Below are 21,723 nucleotides of genomic sequence, written 5' to 3' on the forward strand. Positions count from 1 at the left end.
ACTCCAACAGTATTAAGGGGTCAGATTCATGCCACATGATGTAAGCCTCATTGCAATTCTTGCCGCTGGATTTAGCTTGGCCCTGATTCTGGGGTTTGTTGTTACTTATTTAAAAATGCCACCCTTGGTTGGCTACCTATTAGCAGGCGTTCTGATTGGCCCCGCCACACCAGGCTTCGTTGCTGATGTTGGCTTATCAATGCAATTAGCTGAAATTGGCGTGATGCTACTCATGTTTGGTGTTGGCTTACATTTTTCTATTGGCGACTTAATGTCTGTCAAAAAAATTGCCATTCCTGGCGCACTGTTCCAAATGTTAGTTGCAACAGTGCTCGGTTTTTTTGTGGCCAATCATTGGGGCTGGTCTTTATTAGGCTCCCTAGTGTTTGGCTTGAGTCTATCTGTTGCAAGTACGGTTGTTCTCTTGCGCGCATTAGAAGATAAAGGTCTTTTAAACACCTCCAATGGCAAGATTGCTGTGGGCTGGTTGGTTGTTGAAGACTTGGTCATGGTCTTGGCTTTGGTTCTTCTTCCTGTATTAGCTGAATTGCTACAAAACGATGGAATCCACGCCGCCAGTGGCAACCTCACGGAGTTACTTAAGACCATAGGTATCACCTTGGCTAAAGTGGGTGCATTCATCGTGCTCATGTTGGTCATTGGTAAAAGATTGCTACCCAAAATCTTATGGTTGGTAGCAAAAAATGGCTCTAGAGAGTTATTCACTTTGGCCGTCATTGCTTCTGCGATTGGTATCGCTTTCTTGGCCGCGAAGATATTTGATGTTTCGTTTGCTTTAGGCGCATTTTTCGCGGGCATGATGCTCGGAGAATCTAAACTAAGTAAAAGAGCCGCTGATGAATCTCTCCCTCTAAGAGATGCGTTTGCTGTGCTCTTCTTTGTATCCGTGGGCATGCTATTTGATCCACAAATCTTGTGGCAAGAACCACTTAAATTACTGGTTGTCGTTTTTATTATTCTTATTGGAAAAACATTGGCCGCGATGGCCCTTGTTTTACTCTTCAGATACCCACTCAACACAGCCGCGACGGTGGGTATTAGCTTGGCTCAAATCGGAGAGTTCTCATTCATTCTTGCTGGCATGGGCTTGACCATGAAGCTCATTCCAAACGATGCTTATAGTTTGATACTGGCAGGCGCCATCATTTCAATCGCACTTAATTCATTCTTGTTTGACAGCATTTCACCATTGATCAATTGGGCCAGAAAGCGCTCAGCCTTAGCCAGGACCTTAGATCAAAGAATGGATCCTCTTGCATTGCTTCCAACAACAACCCAAGAATCTTTACTGTCTGGACAAGTGGTGATTGTTGGTCAAGGTCGAGTGGGTAAGAGGGTGCTTGAAAAGTTAAGAGCGCAAGGCGTCTCTTGTGTGGTCGCCGAAAAAGATCGCTCGATTGTTGAAAATCTAAGAAAGTCAGGAACCCCGGCCGTGTCTGGAGATGCATCCGATCCATTTGTATTGATCCAAGCTCATATTGCTAATGCAGCCATCTTGGTGATTGCCTCTCAAGACTCGATTGATATCAGCAAAATGGTGGAAACTGCCAGGACCCTTAATCCCAAAATAGCCATCTTTATTCGGGCAAGAGACAGCGAAGAAATTGAGATTTACAACAAAGAGGGCTGGGGTCAATCCTTCACGCCAGAGGATGAGCTGGCCAACCGCTTCTACACAGAAGTGCTGAAAGAGCTCAAGCAGGCTTCTTAAGTTTAAGCAGGTCTTCACTAAACCTCACAAACGAAAAAACCACCCGAAGGTGGTTTATAGAATCTTGGTGGCCCGGGGCGGAATCGAACCACCGACACAAGGATTTTCAATCCTCTGCTCTACCGACTGAGCTACCAGGCCAAGACTTGGAATTATAAATGAAACTGTGTTTTAGCCTGCTAAAAGTTGTTTAACGCATTCAATTTCTCAATAACTGCTAGCAATATCGCCCTCAAACCGTTATTTCACCGTTGCTACCAGCCGCCTAAGAATTTAGCATTCGTAGTGCCTGCACAGTTTTTGTACGCTTAAATTCCGCTTGCCCAACACCGCGCTGTGACGCTACGCTAGCGTTTTTGGTGCCGGCAATGCGCAAGTCAAACGCTGTTTTATATACAGACAACTACGCTAATAACGTTATTAGTTTAGTTTCTCTGCCCCTCATAAAGCAACCTAATGTCGCCCGTTTGCGTGACGGGGAATTGGTTTTATACAAGCGTAGCAATTCAACGGTATGGCAAGCCCGCTTTAAGTTGTATGACAAACGCTGGCACTCTATATCAACTAAACACCATAACTTTGAGTTTGCTAGTCGCGCGGCTTGCGAGATATATGACGAGGCACGCTTTAGAGAACGTATGGGTGTTAGCTATACACGCTATAAATTTGACGCTATAGCAAAAGCAACCATAAAAGAATTAGAAGCAGAAATTAGTGCTGGCATACGCACTATGACTAACAACGACTACATTCGCGCTATCAACAAATATCTCATACCGTTCTTTGGTAAACGCTACTTGGAAAATATCGACAACACCCATATTCGCGAATATGAAATATGGCGCAACCAACTAATGAATAGAGTGCCATTAAGTAGCACGCTAATGACACACGCTAGCGCATACAACCGAGTGGTTAGCACAGCAGTACAACGTGGCTGGTTAAGCGCACAAGTCCCAGTAGCACAGTTGAGTAGACGTGGCGCGAAAGGAAAAGCTCGTCCCGCGTTTACTAAAGAAGAGTTGGAATATTTGCTAGCTTTTTTGGAAGACTACAGCTTAGGTGGGCATAGCCAGCTAGCAAGAGATATGCGCTTACTAGCGAGGGACTATATTGAATTACTCGCGGCAACGGGAATGCGCAGCGGTAAAGAGAGTTTGAATATTAAATGGAAACATATCAATTGGTACATAGATAGTAAGACAGGTAAACGGTATTTAAGAATTTGGGTAAGCGGCAAAACGGGCGCACGCTACCTAATAGCAAAAAACCGTGCAGAGGCAGCGCTAGTAAGGCTTTGCGAGCGACAGCCATTATTTGAAAACAAAACGCTGGATATGGTACTAGCTGGTAAGCACGATATTTTGTTGTTTATCCTGCCAGACGGCACACAACCAAAAAGCTTCCATACAACGTTTATATGGCTAATGAAAGCTAGCGGGCTGCTTAAAGACATTAGTACAAACCAGAATAGAACCCTATATAGTCTGCGCCATACCTACGCTACGCTCGCAATGCTAGATAACAATATAGACATACACACGCTAGCAAAGCAAATGGGAACCAGCGTGACTATGCTGGAAAAGCACTACAGCAAGTTGACGGCTACATTAGCGGCGGAAAGACTGTCTTAGGCCCTAAGTTGACTAAAAACTACATTTAAAGCTTGCTTACATTATCTATAAGGTTATTAACTTACAAAATTTAGCATTAACTAGTAAAATAATCTCAATATTTGTAATTAAATATTCCAAACAAAATAGGAGAAATTTAGAATGAAAAAGAAATTACTAGTCGTTGCTGCCTCAGCATTAGTTGCCACTTCAGCATATGCACAGTCAGCATTTGAAGGCTTCTACGGACAAATTGCTACCGGCTATGAAAGTAATAGTGCGTCTAATCTTGGCAACACAGGAACTTCCCCAGGAAACCCAAATGACAATTGGAATGTTAGCAACCAACAATTTGGAGGTGCGCCACTAGTAATTGGCTTGGGCTATAACTTTTCAGTTGCACCGCAATGGTTAATTGGTATTGGCGCTGACTACTCAGCACTTTCACAAAAAAGCTCCACCTTCTCCTCTACTGGCGAAGGAAATACACTTTCTGGACAAACTCTAGAGGCCTCTAATCGCTTCAATATCTTTGTCACTCCAGGCTATGCAATTGATAAAGATAAATTAGTCTATCTAAAGGCGGGATATAGCTCTTTAACCTTGAAAAATTCAGCGCCAAACTATTACTCTCCATCGGCAGCCAATATTGCTAGTGGCGATAGTGCTGGCCCTATTCTTAACGCGGGAAGTCAAACCTCTACAGTCGGCGGTTATGTTGTTGGGCTAGGATATAAACAAATTATTACAGGCGGAATTTATGGTTTTGCCGAAGGAAACTATATGAGCTACAGCAAGCCAAGCTTTTCTTCAAATCTCGGAAGCAATGGTTATAAGATTAGCTCGAATCCATCCGTAAACTCTTATCAACTACTGGTTGGTATTGGCTACAAGTTCTAAGCTAGCTTCAAGTCTTCCTTTAAACCCGCTTCGGCGGGTTTTTTTATTGGCGTATTGATTTTCTACGCTCTAAGTCAATACCAGAAAGGCTTTGGCAGACGTAGAAAATCCGTGCATAATAAACGCACACTTTTAATACGCTTATAGAAAAATTATGGCAACACTTGCCGAAATTCGCGCCAAACTCAAAGCCGGCAATAGCAATACTAATAACGCCCAGCCAAAACGCAAACTTGAATCATATGAAAATGAACGGGCAGAAAAGCTAAAAGAACTTATAGCCAAATTAAAACGTGGCGAACACGTTCAAAACCGCACTCTTCAAACTTGGCTATGGGCTAGTGAATACGCAATGCTAGCAAGCGGCTGGAATGAGCAAAAAAATATTCGCGCCGAACTTAGTGATAAACCAACCGAAGTAAAAGAGTATGAGGAGCGCCTAAAGAAAGCATTGTTTACGTATAACAAAGGTGAAGGCTTGAGCATACGCAAGAAACATACTGCCGCTAAGAAACTTTTTGGCAAAGCAGACAGACAGTTTGAGCAACTACTAGAGTACCTACAAGAAATTATTGAAGCAGAACCATCGCTTCGTAGTTGGTTTGACAGAGACACTGACTGGACTGCGGATAGTCAAATTAGCCTAGACACTGTTGGTATTCCTCGCGTTATTACTTCTCGTAGCGCAAATAATCAAACGGGCAATAAGCCGCACAATAAGTTAAGCAAAGCGCAGGTGAAATTACAGGTACTAGAGGCTGCGCTACATACACAACTGTATGCGCCAGACACCTACTTTAAGTACCCAAACGCTAGCAATGAGTCTACGAAGACTTCACCCTCAAGCAAACTAGCTGAATTATTAAAGTTGCCAGAAGATAGAGAAGACGACTTCTTGAAATAAGCAAGAGTCTTACGCCAACTCTACTGCTGCCTTAAGCTGTGCTGGACTAGAGTACAAGTAAGCGGCAGTTGTACTAATGTTGCGGTGCCCAGCAAGACTTTTCAATATATGTATAGCAGTTCCCTTATTAGCCAGCCCAGTTAAGAAGCTTCGCCGTCCAGTATGGCTACTACAGCCCGTTAAGCCAACATTGCGGTACAAATAGAAAAAGTACTGGGTAAGTGAGTTTGCCGAAAAGCCTGCCTGCTTTTGCGTTCGAAACAGCGGTTTACTCATATCCAGCATTCGTATGCTGTTTATATATAGCGCCAACTCTTTTTGAATTTTCTCGTTTAAATACACAGTACGAGCATATTTGCCCTTAGTTTGTTGCGGCATTAAGCGTACTTCGGACTTAATGGTGCTGTCGCTGTTTAAAACGTCGTTTAAGCGTAGTGCCGCTACTTCGGCTACTCGCATACCTGCGTAATGCGTTAAAAGCAACATAGCGCGGTTTCGTGCGCTGTGCCTACGTGTTGCTATGTAGTCCAGCACTCTACGCAACTCGGTTGGGTTTAATACTTTTGCTTGCGCCATATTTTCTCTCCATAAAATAATAAATACGTAGCTACAGTATGTTTTCTTGTATTTGGTTTGAGCAACCAGAAAATATGAAGCAAAGAGATATTCAAAATCAACAGGTTATGTAGTTTGATAAGAGAATTACTGTTCTCTTATATTTATCGTTGCCCATATGCCACACGCAATATCAATGCACGGTTTTGCTACGCTATATTGCTTTGTGCCATTATTTGGCATTAAGTGTCGGTAATTCGTGCAGTCATAATTCAATACGTGCCATAGCCCGAAAGCCCATACTGGCTGTGCTTTTCCAGTCCGCGGAAAATTTATATCAAGTACTTACAGATATGGGCTGGTGAATTTTTACCTATGCCCAGTTCATATTACTGACATTGAATAGCGAGTGATACTCGCTTGTGTTTCGTTGTCACTCACACACTTCTCTCTTCTCTTTTAATTACTTGCTTTTGAGGAATGCGACGGCTATGTCCAATTAAAAAATTGAAACATTGCTGTCGCTTCGTATCTTGCTTCCGCGTCACACGACTGTAATTAAGTTTGACGAGAGACGTATGTATTGAAACTCTCAACTCGTTTTGGCATTGATTTGCCTGACAAGCAACTTAGCGGCTTCCACTTATAGCGTAAGCAGTTATTACAGCAACTGCTTATCAAGTGCGGGGGCATTAGCCGTGTCCTTATTCCACCCCGCGTTTTTGTCCTGTTATAGAGTGACTTATCTCTGGCGCGCCTTATTAGCCTTAAATACTTTTCTGTTTATAGCTTTGCCTATATTTAATACCTCAAAGCATTGTCCCTGTGTAATTTTTTGACGCTTAGTGCCGTGTTCCATAGCCTGTATGTACGCTTTCAATATGCCTAATTCTGCTTCACTTAATAGTGCCTGCTGTTGCCTTAGTAATGTGTGTGCTGTCTTTTGAGCCCTTACTAACTCAACTGGCAACTTATCAAACGTTTGGCAATTTAGCCCGTTTGTTTTTAACCAATTGTCGGCAGCGTTTACTTTCATAAAGATATTTATTCATAACCTAATAAAAGCAGAGTAATTCTGACTGTAATTATTAGGTTTAAACAACTTTTGGCAAAACTCGGTTGCCCGTTTTGGTTTGGTGACATTACTGTAATAACAACTAACAACCAAACGAGGGGTATATATGAGTGCGCTTAACAATTTAAAGCTTTCTGCAGTCAAACGTCCAACAGCATTGCCAGCCATACAACAGCGTCGAAATAAACTTTCCAACAAGCTATGGGAACAAATTCAACTAGCTAAGGCGCAACAAACGGGCGCAACGTTTAGTACCAAGCGTTTTAAAACTGTGCGCGACATTACTGGCGCTACCAAAACAGTTGAATTACAAAAACGAGTACGGCAATGGTGGTTTGTAGCGGACAGCGGCAAACTATGTCTCAACGTGAAGTACGGCACTAAAGTTTTGGAACTACAAAAGAATAAGCCTAGTGTCGAATTAAATACGCCTGCCGACTTAATCAATACGCTTGAAATTATTAAGGGCGCTGTTGAGGCGGGAGAACTAGATAGTCAAATTGAATTTGCTAGCGGCGCAGTACGTGCGAGGTTTACAAAATGATTACGTTTAGTGCTTACGTAAGAACGCCAAATGATTTTGTAGTGAAGACACAAGTTGTTGCCGAGAATATTCAACAAGCAATCTTTTTACTACAAGGGCAGTACGGGGAAAATAATGTAGTACATCTTCCAACTCCAGTTGCGTAGCTAAATATATGAATAGGAGAAAAGAATGAGGCTATATGAAATTGCGAGTGCGGAAGAGCAAATGGCGTTGCTTAAATTGATTATGGACAACACTTGGCAAGCACTAGTGACACAAGCAAGACAGCAAGCACAGCAAACAGCAAAAAAACGTGCGGCAAAACCAGCAACTACTACAGCCCGCAAAGCCATACCAGTTAAGGCTTACAGGGCGGCACTACCAAAAAAACCATTACCAGTCGCTACAGCACAGTCACCAGCAGCCATTCCAAAAGCGTCTAATGACTCAAAACCTGCGTTTGATACGCAGAAGCTAGTTAGCAAACAAAATGTTGGGGACGGCGAAGAAGGGTATAGCTAAAATAAATGCGCAGTTTGTTTACGCTTGAAATTTTTTTGTACTGTTTCGCATCGAGTGTCGCACCGAAAATGCGCCGTGCTTTAATCGTAACAAACAACTAGTCACCGACTACCGTTTAACGATTTTTCAATCCTCTGCTCTACCGACTGAGCTACCAGGCCAAGAATCGAGAATTGTACTATAAAAGGCTTTTTACCCCAAACTGCCGACCCCAACTAGGGGGTTGAGTACCCGTGGAGCCTAAGAACATCCTTGGCTTTGGCGCTTTGCAGATAGGCATAAAAATCCATAACTGACTTGGGCGGGCTCTTCAATAACACCATTCTCTGCTTGATTGGCTCATGGAGGCTCTCAGGGATTAAAAGGTGATCTGCTATTTGCGCCACTTCTTTAGACTTGGCCAAAGAATAGGCTGTTAATCCGATACCTGCCGAACCAGAAGTCACAAACATCGTTGCTGATGAAATGTTCTCACCAAAAACAATCTTATTCTTTGCTACCTCATATAAACCGAGGGCATTCAGAAAATCGATCGCAGCTTTTCCATAGGGAGCTGTATCGGGCTTTGCAATCGCAATCTTATTCACATCTTCAATGATTTTCTTCAACTCAGCTGGGTTGAGGCTCAACTTGATCTTTCTTGATTTATGCGCAATCAAAGCCAATCGGCCAATTGCATAAACCTTGCCTTCATCCACCGTCAAACCTTGGCGATGCAAAGTCAAAGGGAAACTCTCATCAGCAGACACAAACAAATGAAACGGTGCACCCTGTTGTATTTGGCGAGCAAAATTACCCGACGAGCCATAAATGATTCTGAGATCTTGGCCACCAGCCATTTTGTATTGTTGGTAAATCTCTTCCATGGCTGGCTTCATGTTCGCAGCAACCACCACGGTGGCTTGCTGAGCATTTGCCAAAGAAACAAAAAAAACTGTCACTAACGATAAAAATATCTTTGGTGACAGCAAATGTTTAATCTTCATGCACAAAAATTCTTTGATGAAAAACTACTCACCCTTGTAATTACCAACATCAATGCCAAGGGCCTTGAGTTTGCGGTAAAGGTGAGTTCTCTCTAGACCAGTCTTTTCAGCAACACGCGTCATGCTGCCTGAAGCTTGATTGAGATGGTATTCAAAATAAGCTTTCTCGAATAGATCTCTGGCTTCTCTTAATGGCAGATCGATATAACTTAAGTTGAATTCAGCTTGATTGGTTTGAACTTCTTCAACAATGAATTCCTCAATCTTGCTGCTTATTTGTATAGATCCATCGGCCTTGATGTCCGTTTTAGTTTCAACAGAAAACAACTCTTTAGGCGGTGCTTTTTCCAAAGCCTGCTCAACAGTTTTTAATAACTTCTGTAAAGCAATTGGCTTCTCTAAAAAGTTCACCGCACCAATTCTGGTGGCCTCTACGGCTGTATCAATCGTCGCGTGTCCTGACATCATCACCACAGGCATGGTCAGCTGACCATTATTCGACCACTCTTTTAAAAGAGTCACGCCGTCAACATCCGGCATCCAAATGTCTAAAAGAACCAAATCAGGCTCAAGATTTTCTCGGGCCTTTCTGGCCTCATCTGCATTCTGTGCAGACACCACTGAGTGCCCCTCATCCGTTAGGATTTCATTGAGGAGTTCTCTGATACCCATCTCGTCGTCAACAACTAAGATACTTGCCATAACTAACTTTGCTTTACCAGTTGATTGAAATAAATAGACACCTCGGCACCAATGACCTGATTGTCTTCCATGCGATTACGTAATTCAATTCTTGCACCGTGCTCATCCACGATCTTCTTCACGGTCGCAAGACCTAAGCCAGTTCCCTTTGCTTTGGTTGTCACATAGGGCTCAAAGGCACGACTTAAAATTCTTGGGGCAAAACCTGTGCCCGCATCCAAAATACTCAACTTAACAATACCCTTACCCACTTTATCAACATCGTTTGAATCTGGATAAGGCAAGAACTCTGTTTTCACCAAAATTGAAAAGTCCACTTTATTGGCCTCAACGCTGGCATCCAAACCATTTTGAATCAGGTTATGAATCACCTGACGAATCTGCATCGCGTCTGCCATGATCATTGGACACGCTTGATCAAGATCAGCGCGTACTGGAGTGCCACCGTATAAGCCCAAGACATCAAGAACCAAGCTGTTGATTGATAACTCTTGTAACTGTGCTTCTGGAGTTTTAGCAAAATCTCTAAAATCATTCACCATCTGCTTCATGGCTTCAACTTGAGTGATGATCGTTGTTGTGCTGCGCTCAAGAAAATCTTGTTGCTGAGGATCTAAATGATCTTTTAACTTTAGCTGAATTCTTTCTGCAGACAATTGAATCGGCGTTAAAGGATTCTTGATTTCATGAGCCAAGCGTCTGGCCACATCGCCCCAAGCAATCGAGCGCTGAGCAGTAATCACTTCTGAAATATCATCAAACACCACAATGAACAGACCGCTTGCTAAGCGTGTGCCACGAACCAATAAGGTAATGCCTTGATCATGCTGCGAATCGATGTGGCTTGATGCATCCAAAATAATCTGTTTTTGCCAATGGTCACTGTCCTCATTGCTAGAAATATCATGGGCACTGAATGCATCTTTGATCGCTGCCTCAAACTCTTGCAGGCGAGAAATACCTCCCAAATGCTTTCCAATCAGCTCATCCAATGGCGTTCCAAAAATTCTAGAAGCGCCCGCATTTGAAACAACCAATTTAAATTCTTTATCTAGAACACAAACCCCAGCCGTTAAATTAGACAAAACACTTTCAGAGAATGTTTTTGAATCTTCTAATAAATTTCTAGCTTCCAAAAGCTGCCTGGTCATCACATTGAATTGCTTGGTCAACAAACCAAGCTCATCGCCCGTGTTCAATTCTGGCTTTGGTGACAAATCTCCTTCAGCCACCGCTTTGGTGCCCTTGAGCAACATGATCAACGGTGTGGCCAGCTGACGACCCAGCAACAAGGCCAGGGCCATTGCAATGAACAGCGCTAAAAATAAAGTGATGGTCAGGGTACCGATGTACATTTTCCGCAAACCCGAACGACCAAGCGCCTTCTCTTGATACTCAATATAAGCACTTTGAACTGCTATGGCGTTATTACTCAGACTTTCTGGCATATTTTTTACCAGCAGTAAATACCTGTCCTCTGACTGAGAGCGCAAATTAAAACCGCCCAAACCAGCCCCAGAGAGACCATCAATTGGAATTAATAATTTGATCGTATAAGTCTTTTTAGACAGATCTGGATTCGGCTCATCTATCTGTGTGAAATATCCCACTGATTTTGCTTGTTGCAATTTATCTGCTTGAGACATCTCAGAGACAGCGGAACTTAATCCAAGGCTTGCGCTGGCCACAACCTTCGAGCCCAAGCCAAACAACGTGATTTCTTCAAGACTGTTTTGTTCGCGCTGTCTAGATAACAACAAAGTTAAAGCACCCTCACCAGAGGCGCGTGAAGTCGTCTGAATTTGACTGGCAATCTCACGACCCTTGCTCAATAAATCTGTGCGCGAAATCTCAATCGATGTTCTGCCTAGCTGCAAGCCGGCCTCAAGAGCACGTTCAACCTTGACGTCAAACCATGACTCAATACTGCGCGACACGAACTGCAAAGAAACGCCATAAAGAATCGCTCCTGGCAACACGCCCACCAAAGCAAAGAACATCGCTAACTTTGCAATCAATCTAGAGCCAAAATACTTTTGGCGCAAACGCATGGCCAGGTTAAATACCAAGGCAATGATCACGAGTAAAAACAAAACGCCAATCAATACATTGGCCGCAAACAGCAAAGCAAAATATTGGTCAAAGAAAGAGGTGTTAGCAGAAGCAAATGCCAAGAGCAACAATAAAATAAGTGCCAAAACTACTACCAGCCCAATCAAAAAGGGCTTTGCTAACAATCTCATCATGGCTGCGCTCCAGATGGTTGTGCAGCTGGTTGAGCGGTCGGCACTTGTATTGCTGGCACCTGCGCCATTGGAACAAAGTCAAAGCGATACCAATCACTTTGCAAATTCCAAGACTTTGAATTGATCGCATTGACCTGAAAAGGCTTTGCCAATTGATTGGTGTCTAAGCGTATTCGAACGGCGGCTTGATATGGCTGCTTTAATTCAACTGCGGTTGCATCAATAACCATCCAATCCTCAATTGTTCTAACGGCTGCCAAAGCTTGCTTTAATGAAGCAGCAGTCAAACTGAATGTTCCCAAGGTGACGCGATACTGATTGGTTAATGCTTGATAAGAAATTTTAGAAACGCGTTGAACGTCCACAATCTTATTGTCTAACCAATACCATCTTTTCTTGGTTAACTGAAACTCAGTGACAAAATGAAGCGTCACTCCTTTGTTAACCAATTGTTCCAAAGCAGGGCTGAGCTCTAGTTGAACATCTGCATTCAAGGCCCAAGATTTTTCAAGGGGGGTCAAACTGACATTGCTGAAGTTAATTTCATTGGCGTGCGCAAAGCTGACCACGGCGGTCAGCAAAAAAATCTTAGCAATCCAATTGAACAGTTGGCGCATGCTTATTTTTAATCTTAAGCTTTCATTTTTTAAAAAGCGCATAAAAAAATCCATCGTGCTGCTTTGATGGCAAAAGCTGTCCAGGGGCCTTTAATCTCATGGCATCTGGCATGGCGTTTAACCACCACTTGGCTTGCAGCTCCCCCTCATCCGGAAACACTGAGCAAGTGACATATAGTAACTTACCGCCCGGCTTTAACAAGCCCCAAAGTGCTGTGAGTATTTTTCGTTGTGCCACCTGAAGATTTTTGATGTCACCCTCTTGGCGCAAATAAGTGATGTCCGGGTGCCGTCTCACAATGCCTGACGCAGAACAAGGCACATCCGCCACAATCGCGTCATACAGCTCACCACCAAACCAATCTTTTGGATTTGAGGCGTCCCCAATGATGATGTGCCCACCCGTTAGCTTTAAACGTTTGAAATTTTCTTCAATTCTTTTGGCTCTTGATGCATCTATCTCTAGGGCATCAAGATGAATATCGTATTTTTCTAAAAAGTGTGCGGCTTTACCACCAGGCGCTCCGCACGCATCAAGCAACCTTTGTCCCGGTTCAAGCTTCAGGAGCTCCGCAGCGACTTGCGCACCCGCATCCTGAACTGAACAGGCTCCATCAAAGAAGCCAGGAATCTGTGCAACCGGGATTGGGTTTTTTAATTCGATCGCGCCGGATAACTTTTGACCAGCAACTGTATTGATCAATTGATACTCAACACCAGCTTTATTTAAATCATCTAAATATTTTTGAGTGCCCGCTTCATCTTTCAGATATCTATGATTTAAACGCAGCGTTAATGGTGGTTTTTCTTTAGATGCGGCCAACATATTCAGATGTTGCTCTGGATAGGCGTACTTTAATTTTCTTGTCCACCACTCTGGATAAGAAGGGTGCTGTTCTTCCGGTATTTCTTGATAAAGCTTTTCATTTCTGAGGGCTCTTCGCAATACCGCATTGATCAAGCCTCTGGCAAAACCAAGATTGCTATCCAAGCTACTCGCGTTCACCGCCTCGTTCACCAATGTATGAGTGGCATACATGGGCTCAGTATTTTTTTCTGGCAACAAAGCAATTGCAGCCCAAAGCAAATAGAGCGTTAAGCCCGGTGGAGTTTTTTGAACATATTGATTTAAAACCTCTTGAGCCCAAAACCCTCTTCTAAGAGCCTGAAAAGTAATGCTCTGAACCGCAGGTCTGAGTTCTTGGGGTGTGCTCTGCAGAGCAAGGGTCAGAGAGGTTCCGTTTTGAACCTCCTGCAACACCTTAGCAGATGCAAAAAGTGCTTTTGAAAGACTGATGCCTTGTTGTTTGATATCAGCCAGGATAAGTTCCAGTTCTTGCCATTTGCATCAAGCGAGCCACGCGCTCTTCTGTTGGTGGGTGTGTTGAAAACAAACCAGCCAAACCGCCACCAGCAAGTGGGCTCATGATCATCATTTGAGCAGTTTCAGGATGTCTTTCAACTGCATCAAAATGTCGACCGCTTGCAACTTGATGGATCTTGTCCAATGCCATGGCCAAGGCTTCTGGATCATTACAAATTTCTGCGCCACCTCGGTCAGCCTCATACTCACGTGCACGAGAAATCGCCATTTGAATCAAGCTGGCTGCCAAAGGCGCCAAGATGGCAACCAAAATGCTGGCCATCGGATTGCTTGGGCGACCATCAGAATTTCTACCGCCAAAAAACATCGCAAAGTTTGCAAGCGCAGACAATGCGCCGGCCATGGTGGCTGAAATAGTTGAAATCAAAATATCGCGATGTTTGACGTGCGCCAACTCATGAGCCATCACTCCACGGATTTCTCTCTCGGACAAAACTCTCAAGATACCTGTGGTTGCAGCAACTGCAGAATTTTGCGGATTGCGACCCGTTGCAAAAGCATTTGGAGAGTCTTCTTCAATCAAATAAACCTTTGGCATCGGTAGCTCAGCTCTCTGAGCTAATTCACGAACCATTCTATAAAAATGAGGCGCAGTCACTTCATCCACTTCTTTGGCATTCATCATTTTCAAGACCATTTTGTCTGAAAACCAGTAGCTAAAGAAGTTCATGCCAAAGGCCAATAGCAAGGCCATCAACATGCCTTGCTCGCCGCCAATCATTCCGCCCACCACCACAAAAAGACCTGTGATGCCGGCCATTAACACGGCTGTCTTGAACCAATTAAACATCTTTAAAATCCTTCTTGAAAACAGATTTAGAAATTTTAAAATCAATACTCATTTCTAGAATACGCCTATTAATTGTTGATTATCGCTTGGGGTTGTTAACTCAGCACTTGGCCAGTTTTCCAGCCCAAGGTCTGGGCCAGTTGTGAGGCTGCCATTTTTTTGCCGCCAGCCCTTTGTAACTCAGTCAATAAAACACTGCCTTTCCCACAGGCCAACTCCACACCCTCTTGAGTGATGTTCATGATCTTTCCTGGCTCACCCAGCACTTGATCATTTCGGTCATTCATTAGAGAGCTATTCCAAACTTTGATGATCGATGTTCCATCAAGCAGCGTCGCTCCTGGAAAAGGATTGAATGCTCTGATTTTTAAATCTATTGCTTTGGCATCTTTCTGCCAATCAATCTTTGCTTCATCCTTCATGATCTTGTGAGCATAGGTGATGCCTTGAAGTGCTTGAGGCTCAGAATTCAAACTTCGCTCTTTCGCAAATCGATTCAAAGTTTCCACAATCATCAAGGCGCCCATCTTTGCCAATGCGTCATGAAGTGTTGCAGTTGTTTCGTTTGGCGCAATTGGCATTTTGTTCATCGCAATCACAGCACCGGTATCTAAACCTAAATCCATTTGCATGATCGCAATTCCGGTCTCAAGATCTCCGGCTTCAATCGCCCTGTGAATCGGAGCAGCACCTCGCCAGCGCGGCAATAAAGAAGCATGAATATTCAAGCACCCAGCGCGACCTGCTTGCTCTGCAATATCGAAGACTTCTTGGGGCAGAATCAAACCATAAGCGGCCACCACCATCACGTCAAACTCTAGCTTTTGTAATGCACCCAAAGCTGCTCGAGCTTCATCACCATAGGAGCCACTGACCTTGAGTGAAGCGGGCTGCATGACTGGAATATTTTTTTCTAAAGCGAACTGCTTGACTGGGCTGGCGTGTAATTGCAGCCCTCGGCCTGCAGGCCTGTCAGGCTGAGTCATGACCATCACCACTTCATGACCTGCATGCGCAATTGCCTCTAAGGCAACTCTGGCAAATTCAGGGGTTCCTGCAAATACAACCTTCAACATCAGAGAACGCCTGCTTTTGTTTTCTTTTTCAGTTTGCCAGCAATTCTCATGCGCTTTAATGATGACAAGTATTCAACAAAAACCTTGCCCTTGAGGTGGTCCATTTCATGTTGAATACAAACTGCCAACAATCCATCGGCATGTATTTCAAATGACTTCCCCTCTAAATTTAATGCGCGAACTTTTACTTCAGATGGGCGCAAAACTTCATCAAAAAAATCTGGCACCGACAAACATCCCTCTTGCCAAACTTTCTTTTCGTCGCTGCTCCAAATAATTTCTGGATTGATGAGCACCTGTAGCTGATCTCTTTCATCAGATAGATCAATCACGATCACCTGTTGATGAACATTCACTTGAGTAGCGGCCAATCCAATACCAGGGGCTTCGTACATGGTTTGAGCCATATCAGCCACTAATTTGCGAACGGCATCGTTCACCGCCACAACTGGTTTTGCAACCGTGTGTAAGCGAGGGTCTGGGTAACAAAGAATAGGTAATGCAGCCATTTCAGAAAATTCTTACAAATAAGTTCAGGGTTATCTGATTTTGAGTCAATCTTAATTCATAGACTTCTTGTCTATGAGCTCAATTATCACCATTAAACAATTTCACCCCTATTATCCAAGGAGATTGCTAGATTTGCCTGATGCCCCTAAAGAAATTTACTGTCAGGGCAATCTTGAAGCGCTTCAAATACCCGGACTTGGCATCGTTGGCTCTCGCCAAGCATCCAAAGAAGGGGTGGCAACGGCTGCTTATTTTGCAAAAGCGGTTGTTAAGCAAGGACTAATGGTCATTTCAGGCTTGGCCGAAGGCATAGACTCAGCGGCCCACCAAGGCGCCCTGCAAGCCCAAGCACAGCTATCCACGATCGCAATTTGCGGTACAGCCTTGGATCGGTGCTACCCCAGCAAAAACCAAGCTCTATTTGAGACCATTGCTCGTCAGGGTTTGCTGATTTCAGAATATCCCCCTGGCACGATCACCAAGCCCCACTTCTTTAGGCAAAGAAACCGGCTGATTGCCGCTTTGTCGCTAGGGGTATTGGTTGTTGAGGCGGCGCTTAAGTCAGGCTCTTTAATAAGCGCGAAATATGCCAATGACCTGGGGCGAGAGGTGTTTGCCATCCCCCATTCCATTCATCAACTCCAAGCCATGGGTTGTCACCAGCTCATCAAAGAAGGCGCCAAATTAGTAGAGCGACCTGAGGATATATTTGAAGAATTAAGGTTTTTTCAAAAATAACCTATATTAATCAAGGACTAATGGCTGATGATGGATATGGGTTTTCTTAATTATTTCCTTCTTTTCCATTTATCGGTTAATAATGAAAAAAGGAAATTCATTTAATTAGACCCATTGGGGAAGCTGTCACGTGGCAAAAACAACTGCTCAAACCGGACCTTTTAAGGCCTTAATCATTGCTGAAAAACCATCGGTTGCGGCGGATATTGCTCGCGCACTTGGTGGATTCACAAAACATGAAGATTACTTTGAAAGTGATCAATTTGTTGTTTCATCTGCCGTTGGACACCTGCTTGAAATAGCCGCTCCCGATGCGTATGAAGTTAAACGGGGCAAATGGTCCTTCACTAACTTACCAGTGATTCCGCCTCACTTTGACCTTCGCCCGATTGCTAAAACAGAAGCCCGCTTAAAAGTTTTACAAAAACTGATCAAGCGCAAAGACATCAATCGTTTGATCAATGCATGTGACGCGGGTCGAGAAGGTGAATTAATTTTCCGCTTGATCGCACAACACACCAAAGCCACTCAAAAAGTTGAGCGCCTATGGCTTCAATCCATGACACCTCAGGCTATTAAAGATGGCTTCAGTAAATTGCGCAGCGATGAAGATCTTCTTAATCTAGCCAATGCAGCACGTTGCCGCTCAGAGTCCGATTGGTTGATTGGTATCAATGGCACGCGCGCCATGACCGCCTTTAATAGTAAAAGTGGTGGTTTTTTCTTAACCACCGTAGGGCGTGTACAAACACCAACGCTCTCGATCGTGGTTGAAAGAGAAGAGCTGATCAGGAAGTTTATCTCTCGAGATTACTGGGAAGTCACTGCTGAATTTATTTGTGCAGCAGGTATTTATCAGGGCAGATGGTTTGACCCTAAATTTAAAAAAGACTCTAAAGATGCCAACGCAGATCCTGAGAAAAAGGATAGTCGCTTATGGAGCGAAGCTGCTGCTGCAAGTATTGTTGCTGCCTGTCACGATAAAACTGGCAAAGTCACTGAAGAGTCGAAGCCAAGCTCTCAAGCAGCGCCTCAGCTATTTGACTTAACCAGTTTGCAACGTGAAGCGAACGCTAGGTTTGGTTTCTCTGCAAAAAATACTTTAGGCTTGGCTCAAGCCCTGTATGAAAGACACAAGGTTCTTACTTACCCAAGAACTGATTCACGAGCGCTACCAGAAGACTATCTTCCTACGGTGACCAGCACACTAGAAATGCTGGCCGAGAGTTCTGATAACTACTACCCGCACGCATCACAAATCTTGAATAACTCTTGGGTGAAGCCTAATAAGAAGATTTTTGATAACAGCAAGATTTCTGATCACTTTGCGATCATCCCAACTCTTCAGGCACCGAAAAATCTTTCAGAGCCAGAACAAAAGCTTTATGACTTGGTGGTTCGTCGTTTCATGGCAATCTTTTTCCCATCAGCTGAATTCAAAGTCACCACTCGCATCACTGAAGTAAGCGGTCATCAATTTAAAACCGATGGCAAGATTTTGATCAATCCAGGTTGGTTAACAGTTTATGGAAAGTCATCACAGGATGACAAAGAGCTTGTGGTGGTCGGTGAGAATGAAAAAGTTCAAACTGAATCTGTCAAACCAAATCCATTAAAAACAAAACCTCCTGCACGCTACACCGAGGCAACACTTTTATCTGCCATGGAAGGTGCCGGCAAACTCATTGATGACGAAGACTTCCGCGAAGCTATGTCAGAAAAAGGCTTGGGCACACCAGCCACCAGAGCAGCGATCATTGAAGGTTTGTTGTTTGAAAAATACATGGTTCGCGAAGCAAGAGAAATTATTCCGACTGCAAAAGCTTTTCAATTAATGACTTTGTTGCGAGGCCTTGGGGTTGAAGAATTAACTCGCCCAGAATTAACGGGTAACTGGGAGCACAAACTTGCATTGATGGAAAAGGGTGAAATTGATCGCAATACGTTCATGCAAGAAATTGCGCAAATCACTCAGCGAATTGTTAAGCGCGCCAAAGAATATGACAGCGATACGATTCCTGGTGACTATGCAGATCTAAAAACGCCTTGCCCTCATTGTGGCGGCTTGGTCAAAGAGAACTACCGTCGCTTTGCTTGTGATAAATGTGGTTTTTCTATCAGCAAAATACCTGGTGGTCGCGCTTTTGAATATCACGAAGCCGAAGAGTTCATTAAGAACAAAGAGATCGGTCCGCTCCAAGGTTTTAGAAGCAAGATGGGGCGCCCATTTGCTGCGATCATTAAATTAGTCTCTATTCCTGAAGACGACAAAGACTATCCAAATGCTGGCTACAAACTTGAGTTTGATTTTGGTAACAGCGATGAAGACAACAATGAAGAAGTTGATTTCACTGGTCAATCTTCATTGGGCGCTTGTCCAAAATGCTCAGGTGCCGTTTATGAGCATGGCATGAAATATCTCTGCGAACGCAGTGTTGGCCCAAACAAATCATGTGACTTTTCTACTGGCAAAGTGGTCTTGCAACAAGAGATCACTCAAGAGCAGGTATCCAAGCTTTTGAACGAAGGAAAAACAGATTTATTAACCAATTTCAAATCATCCAGAACTGGACGTGGCTTCAAAGCATATTTGGCGCGTCAAGCGGATGGCAAAATCGGTTTTGAATTTGAAGCACCCGCTAAAAAGCGCGCAGGCAGCAAAGCAGAAACTAAATCTTCTGATAAGCCTAAGCCAGCCAAACGAGCACCCGCAAAAAAACGCGTATCCAAAAAAGCTGAGTGACGGATCTCTTCTGCCAGATGTTCTGTGAACATCTGGTGGGCGAGCGCTGACCACATCACGCCCCTTGATCCCAAAGAGGTCAAGATGTACAAACCGGGATAGCCTTTAACAGGGCCCATGATGGGTAAGCGATCACTGGCCACGCAGCGGATTCCAACAAAAGCATCCACTGGCTCAATTTCTGCAAGGTCACACTCCTTGCCCAGCATCTCCTGAATCAAGCTCAAGTTTTCTTGATGGCTTTTCTGCCAAACATTCAAATCTTCTTCGTGTTCATCGTAGCTTGACCCAACCATCCATTGATAAGACCCATCTTTCATTTCAACCGGTGGCAAACAATATGCCTTGCCCGAAAGAGCAACCATTGGTTGGCATTTTGCCCATGAGCTTTCTCTTTTGTAGCCAAAGGTTGATAGTTGTCCGCGAACAGGTTTCAAAGGCAAATCAATCTGTGTTGATGCTGCCAATGATTTGACCCCTAAACCACTCGCCAAAAATAAACGAGGCGTCACACCAATGATTTTTTGCTCTTCGTCGTAAACAATCCAATGTTTGTCACGATATGCAATTTTTGTAACTGTGCATGACATTCTGACCTGCTGGTCAGTTAACCCAGAAAACAGATCGAGGCATATTTGCTTGAGATCAACCCAGCCACCCTCTGGGAAGAATGTGCCTGCCAATGACACCCCACAGAGTACCTTAGCTTCAATAGCAGAAACCACTTGGGCATTTTCTTGATTGAACCCCTGTGAGAGTAGGCGCTCACTCATAAGCTCTTTATCATGATTTTCTGCGTTTCTGGCCAAGTGCAAAACGCCAGTCCCAGACCAATAATTTGCCCAGATTTGCTTTGCCTCATTGAAGGCAATCATGCTCAAACGTTGTAGCCTTGAGGCGCCTCGACCAACATAGGGATGGCAAAGCGCGCCATCATGCCCGCTGGTCCCCTGGGCGGGTGAATTTCCCGAATCAATCACTAAAAAATTATTTAAGTTATTGTTTTTTAATGATTTTATGATCGATGCGCCCGCAATACCGCCACCGATCACAATTGCTTCATGGGTTTGGGAGGGAGTTGGCATATTCATGGGAGCCTTTATAATGCATGTCTGATCAAAAAGAGCAAGATTTATGCAGTTAATGTGGGTTTCCGGTCCAACAGGCCGGGTAAGAAAAATATCGATTACCTTAAGAACCGTTTCAATCGCGGTTGGTATTCTCGCAGCGCTGTTAGTGGCTGCGGGCGGTATTCTGCATTTTGTCGGCTTGAGAATTGCGATTGAAGCCAGACCTGATTTGGCCAGAGCGATGGGCGGCGTTTTAACCCAGGCAGAGCAAGATGAAATTGAACAAGCCTACAAAGATCGCCTTCAGGCAATTCAGGAAAAGCTACAAACGACCTCTGATGAAATTATTCAGATTCAAAAGTTAAAAGATCGCTTCATGGACATGGCGACGCCAAGCGCAGTTAAATCCCAAGTTCCTGGCGGCAATGGCAAGGGCGGTCCCCATAAGCTACCTGAGATGAAAATTCAGCAGGGCGTTACTTTGATCGATGCTCTGGATAACTCTCTTCAAGACATGACGGAGTTCAAAAAGAATGTTTCTGAAATCAGCATCCTTTGGGAAAAGCAGCTGAATTGGTTGAATAGCTTGCCAACAGGTATTCCTGTGAAAGATAACTACAGCTTGAGCAGTGGCTTTGGCTTGAGACTAGATCCTTTCTTGCACACCATGGCAAAGCACGAAGGCTTGGACTTTTCTGCACCAGTAGGAACACCGATCCTAGCCTCTGCAGGCGGAGTCGTGAGCCGCTCTGGTTGGGATTCTCAATACGGCAACGTGGTTGAAGTTAATCACGCGGAGGGTTTTAAAACACGCTACGCACACGCTAGCCAGCTGTTAGTCAGAGTAGGGCAAACTGTTAAACGAGGCGAGATGATTGCTAAGGTTGGCAGCACCGGACGATCAACGGGTCCACACCTACACTACGAAGTGATTAGGGCTGGCACTCACATCAATCCAGCGAACATGATTCCAAGGCGCGCCAACTAATAAGACGCTCTCTTGGTAACAAGCTAAGACAGCGTAGCAAACTAAA

19 protein-coding genes, 1 tRNA gene and 1 pseudogene are annotated in these 21,723 nt (G+C 44.1%); 9 read left to right on the forward strand and 12 right to left on the reverse strand.

Going from position 1 to position 21,723, the window contains the following annotated elements; genetic code table 11:
- The first annotated feature begins 28 nt into the window (after positions 1-28).
- Positions 29-1,732 (forward strand): cation:proton antiporter, encoded by a 1,704-nt coding sequence (locus tag GQ367_RS08475; protein WP_215290522.1) that lies wholly within the window; start codon positions 29-31, stop codon positions 1,730-1,732.
- A gap of 65 nt (positions 1,733-1,797) precedes the next feature.
- Here the strand turns inward: GQ367_RS08475 and GQ367_RS08480 are convergent.
- Positions 1,798-1,873: transfer RNA gene (locus GQ367_RS08480), tRNA-Phe, on the reverse strand.
- 227 nt (positions 1,874-2,100) lie between these two features.
- Here GQ367_RS08480 and GQ367_RS08485 point away from each other — a divergent pair.
- The 3 genes from GQ367_RS08485 to GQ367_RS08495 all read left to right on the forward strand — a co-directional run bounded on the left by GQ367_RS08485 (position 2,101) and on the right by GQ367_RS08495 (position 5,149).
- On the forward strand, positions 2,101-3,366 hold the full coding sequence (locus tag GQ367_RS08485; RefSeq protein ID WP_251370163.1) for an integrase: 1,266 nt from the start codon (positions 2,101-2,103) through the stop codon (positions 3,364-3,366).
- A 141-nt stretch (positions 3,367-3,507) separates the two neighbouring features.
- Positions 3,508-4,245 (forward strand): outer membrane protein, encoded by a 738-nt coding sequence (locus tag GQ367_RS08490; protein ID WP_215290523.1) that lies wholly within the window; start codon positions 3,508-3,510, stop codon positions 4,243-4,245.
- A gap of 154 nt (positions 4,246-4,399) precedes the next feature.
- Positions 4,400-5,149, forward strand: a complete 750-nt coding sequence (locus GQ367_RS08495; RefSeq protein ID WP_215290524.1) for a hypothetical protein — start codon at positions 4,400-4,402, stop codon at positions 5,147-5,149.
- Positions 5,150-5,158: 9 nt separating this feature from the next.
- Here GQ367_RS08495 and GQ367_RS08500 read toward each other — a convergent pair whose 3' ends face one another.
- Positions 5,159-5,725: a site-specific integrase gene (locus tag GQ367_RS08500; protein ID WP_215290525.1), complete on the reverse strand. Its 567-nt coding sequence runs from the start codon at positions 5,723-5,725 to the stop codon at positions 5,159-5,161.
- A gap of 721 nt (positions 5,726-6,446) precedes the next feature.
- Positions 6,447-6,740, reverse strand: coding sequence for a hypothetical protein (locus tag GQ367_RS08505; protein WP_215290526.1), 294 nt, complete (start codon positions 6,738-6,740; stop codon positions 6,447-6,449).
- Between the two features lie 145 nt (positions 6,741-6,885).
- On the opposite strand from GQ367_RS08505, the gene GQ367_RS08510 reads away from it, so the two are divergent.
- Together GQ367_RS08510 and GQ367_RS08515 are read left to right on the forward strand one after the other, a co-directional pair.
- Positions 6,886-7,323 (forward strand): DUF6641 family protein, encoded by a 438-nt coding sequence (locus GQ367_RS08510; protein WP_215290527.1) that lies wholly within the window; start codon positions 6,886-6,888, stop codon positions 7,321-7,323.
- A 171-nt stretch (positions 7,324-7,494) separates the two neighbouring features.
- Entirely contained in the window at positions 7,495-7,827 is a 333-nt protein-coding gene (locus GQ367_RS08515) for a hypothetical protein (protein ID WP_215290528.1), read from the forward strand.
- A gap of 215 nt (positions 7,828-8,042) precedes the next feature.
- Here the strand turns inward: GQ367_RS08515 and modA are convergent, their stop codons facing one another.
- The 8 genes from modA to def form a co-directional block, all read right to left on the reverse strand.
- Positions 8,043-8,813 (reverse strand): molybdate ABC transporter substrate-binding protein, encoded by a 771-nt coding sequence (modA, locus tag GQ367_RS08520; RefSeq protein ID WP_215290529.1) that lies wholly within the window; start codon positions 8,811-8,813, stop codon positions 8,043-8,045.
- Between the two features lie 24 nt (positions 8,814-8,837).
- Complete coding sequence (locus GQ367_RS08525; protein ID WP_215290530.1) at positions 8,838-9,515, reverse strand: response regulator; 678 nt, start codon at positions 9,513-9,515, stop codon at positions 8,838-8,840.
- A gap of 2 nt (positions 9,516-9,517) precedes the next feature.
- Positions 9,518-11,761, reverse strand: coding sequence for an ATP-binding protein (locus tag GQ367_RS08530; protein WP_215290531.1), 2,244 nt, complete (start codon positions 11,759-11,761; stop codon positions 9,518-9,520).
- Positions 11,758-12,378 (reverse strand): DUF4390 domain-containing protein, encoded by a 621-nt coding sequence (locus tag GQ367_RS08535; RefSeq protein WP_215290532.1) that lies wholly within the window; start codon positions 12,376-12,378, stop codon positions 11,758-11,760. Before GQ367_RS08535 ends, GQ367_RS08530 begins: the two co-directional genes overlap by 4 nt.
- Positions 12,379-12,400: 22 nt before the next feature.
- On the reverse strand, positions 12,401-13,639 hold the full coding sequence (gene rsmB, locus GQ367_RS08540) for a 16S rRNA (cytosine(967)-C(5))-methyltransferase RsmB (protein WP_215290533.1): 1,239 nt from the start codon (positions 13,637-13,639) through the stop codon (positions 12,401-12,403).
- 52 nt (positions 13,640-13,691) lie between these two features.
- Complete coding sequence (gene htpX, locus GQ367_RS08545) at positions 13,692-14,552, reverse strand: zinc metalloprotease HtpX (RefSeq protein ID WP_215290534.1); 861 nt, start codon at positions 14,550-14,552, stop codon at positions 13,692-13,694.
- Positions 14,553-14,647: 95 nt separating this feature from the next.
- Positions 14,648-15,628 carry a methionyl-tRNA formyltransferase gene (gene fmt, locus GQ367_RS08550; RefSeq protein WP_215290535.1) on the reverse strand — a complete coding sequence of 327 codons (981 nt, stop codon included), beginning with the start codon at positions 15,626-15,628 and terminating at the stop codon, positions 14,648-14,650.
- Positions 15,628-16,137, reverse strand: coding sequence for a peptide deformylase (def, locus tag GQ367_RS08555; protein ID WP_215290536.1), 510 nt, complete (start codon positions 16,135-16,137; stop codon positions 15,628-15,630). The genes fmt and def overlap by 1 nt, the downstream gene beginning before the upstream one ends.
- Before the next feature lie 133 nt (positions 16,138-16,270).
- Between def and dprA the strand changes: the two genes are divergently transcribed.
- Together dprA and GQ367_RS08565 are read left to right on the forward strand one after the other, a co-directional pair.
- On the forward strand, positions 16,271-16,876 hold the full coding sequence (dprA, locus tag GQ367_RS08560; protein ID WP_251370164.1) for a DNA-processing protein DprA: 606 nt from the start codon (positions 16,271-16,273) through the stop codon (positions 16,874-16,876).
- A 130-nt stretch (positions 16,877-17,006) separates the two neighbouring features.
- The gene (locus GQ367_RS08565) at positions 17,007-19,619 is read left to right on the forward strand and encodes a DNA topoisomerase III (RefSeq protein ID WP_215290538.1); all 2,613 of its coding nucleotides are present in this window, start codon (positions 17,007-17,009) and stop codon (positions 19,617-19,619) included.
- A 98-nt stretch (positions 19,620-19,717) separates the two neighbouring features.
- Here GQ367_RS08565 and mnmC read toward each other — a convergent pair.
- Positions 19,718-20,710 (reverse strand): annotated as a pseudogene (gene mnmC / locus GQ367_RS08635) (FAD-dependent 5-carboxymethylaminomethyl-2-thiouridine(34) oxidoreductase MnmC); the annotation flags it as partial.
- A gap of 43 nt (positions 20,711-20,753) precedes the next feature.
- Here mnmC and GQ367_RS08570 point away from each other — a divergent pair.
- Positions 20,754-21,677, forward strand: a complete 924-nt coding sequence (locus tag GQ367_RS08570; protein WP_215290539.1) for a M23 family metallopeptidase — start codon at positions 20,754-20,756, stop codon at positions 21,675-21,677.
- Positions 21,678-21,723: the final 46 nt, after the last annotated feature.

The organism is Polynucleobacter sp. MWH-CaK5, from assembly GCF_018687615.1.
Lineage (GTDB): Bacteria > Pseudomonadota > Gammaproteobacteria > Burkholderiales > Burkholderiaceae > Polynucleobacter.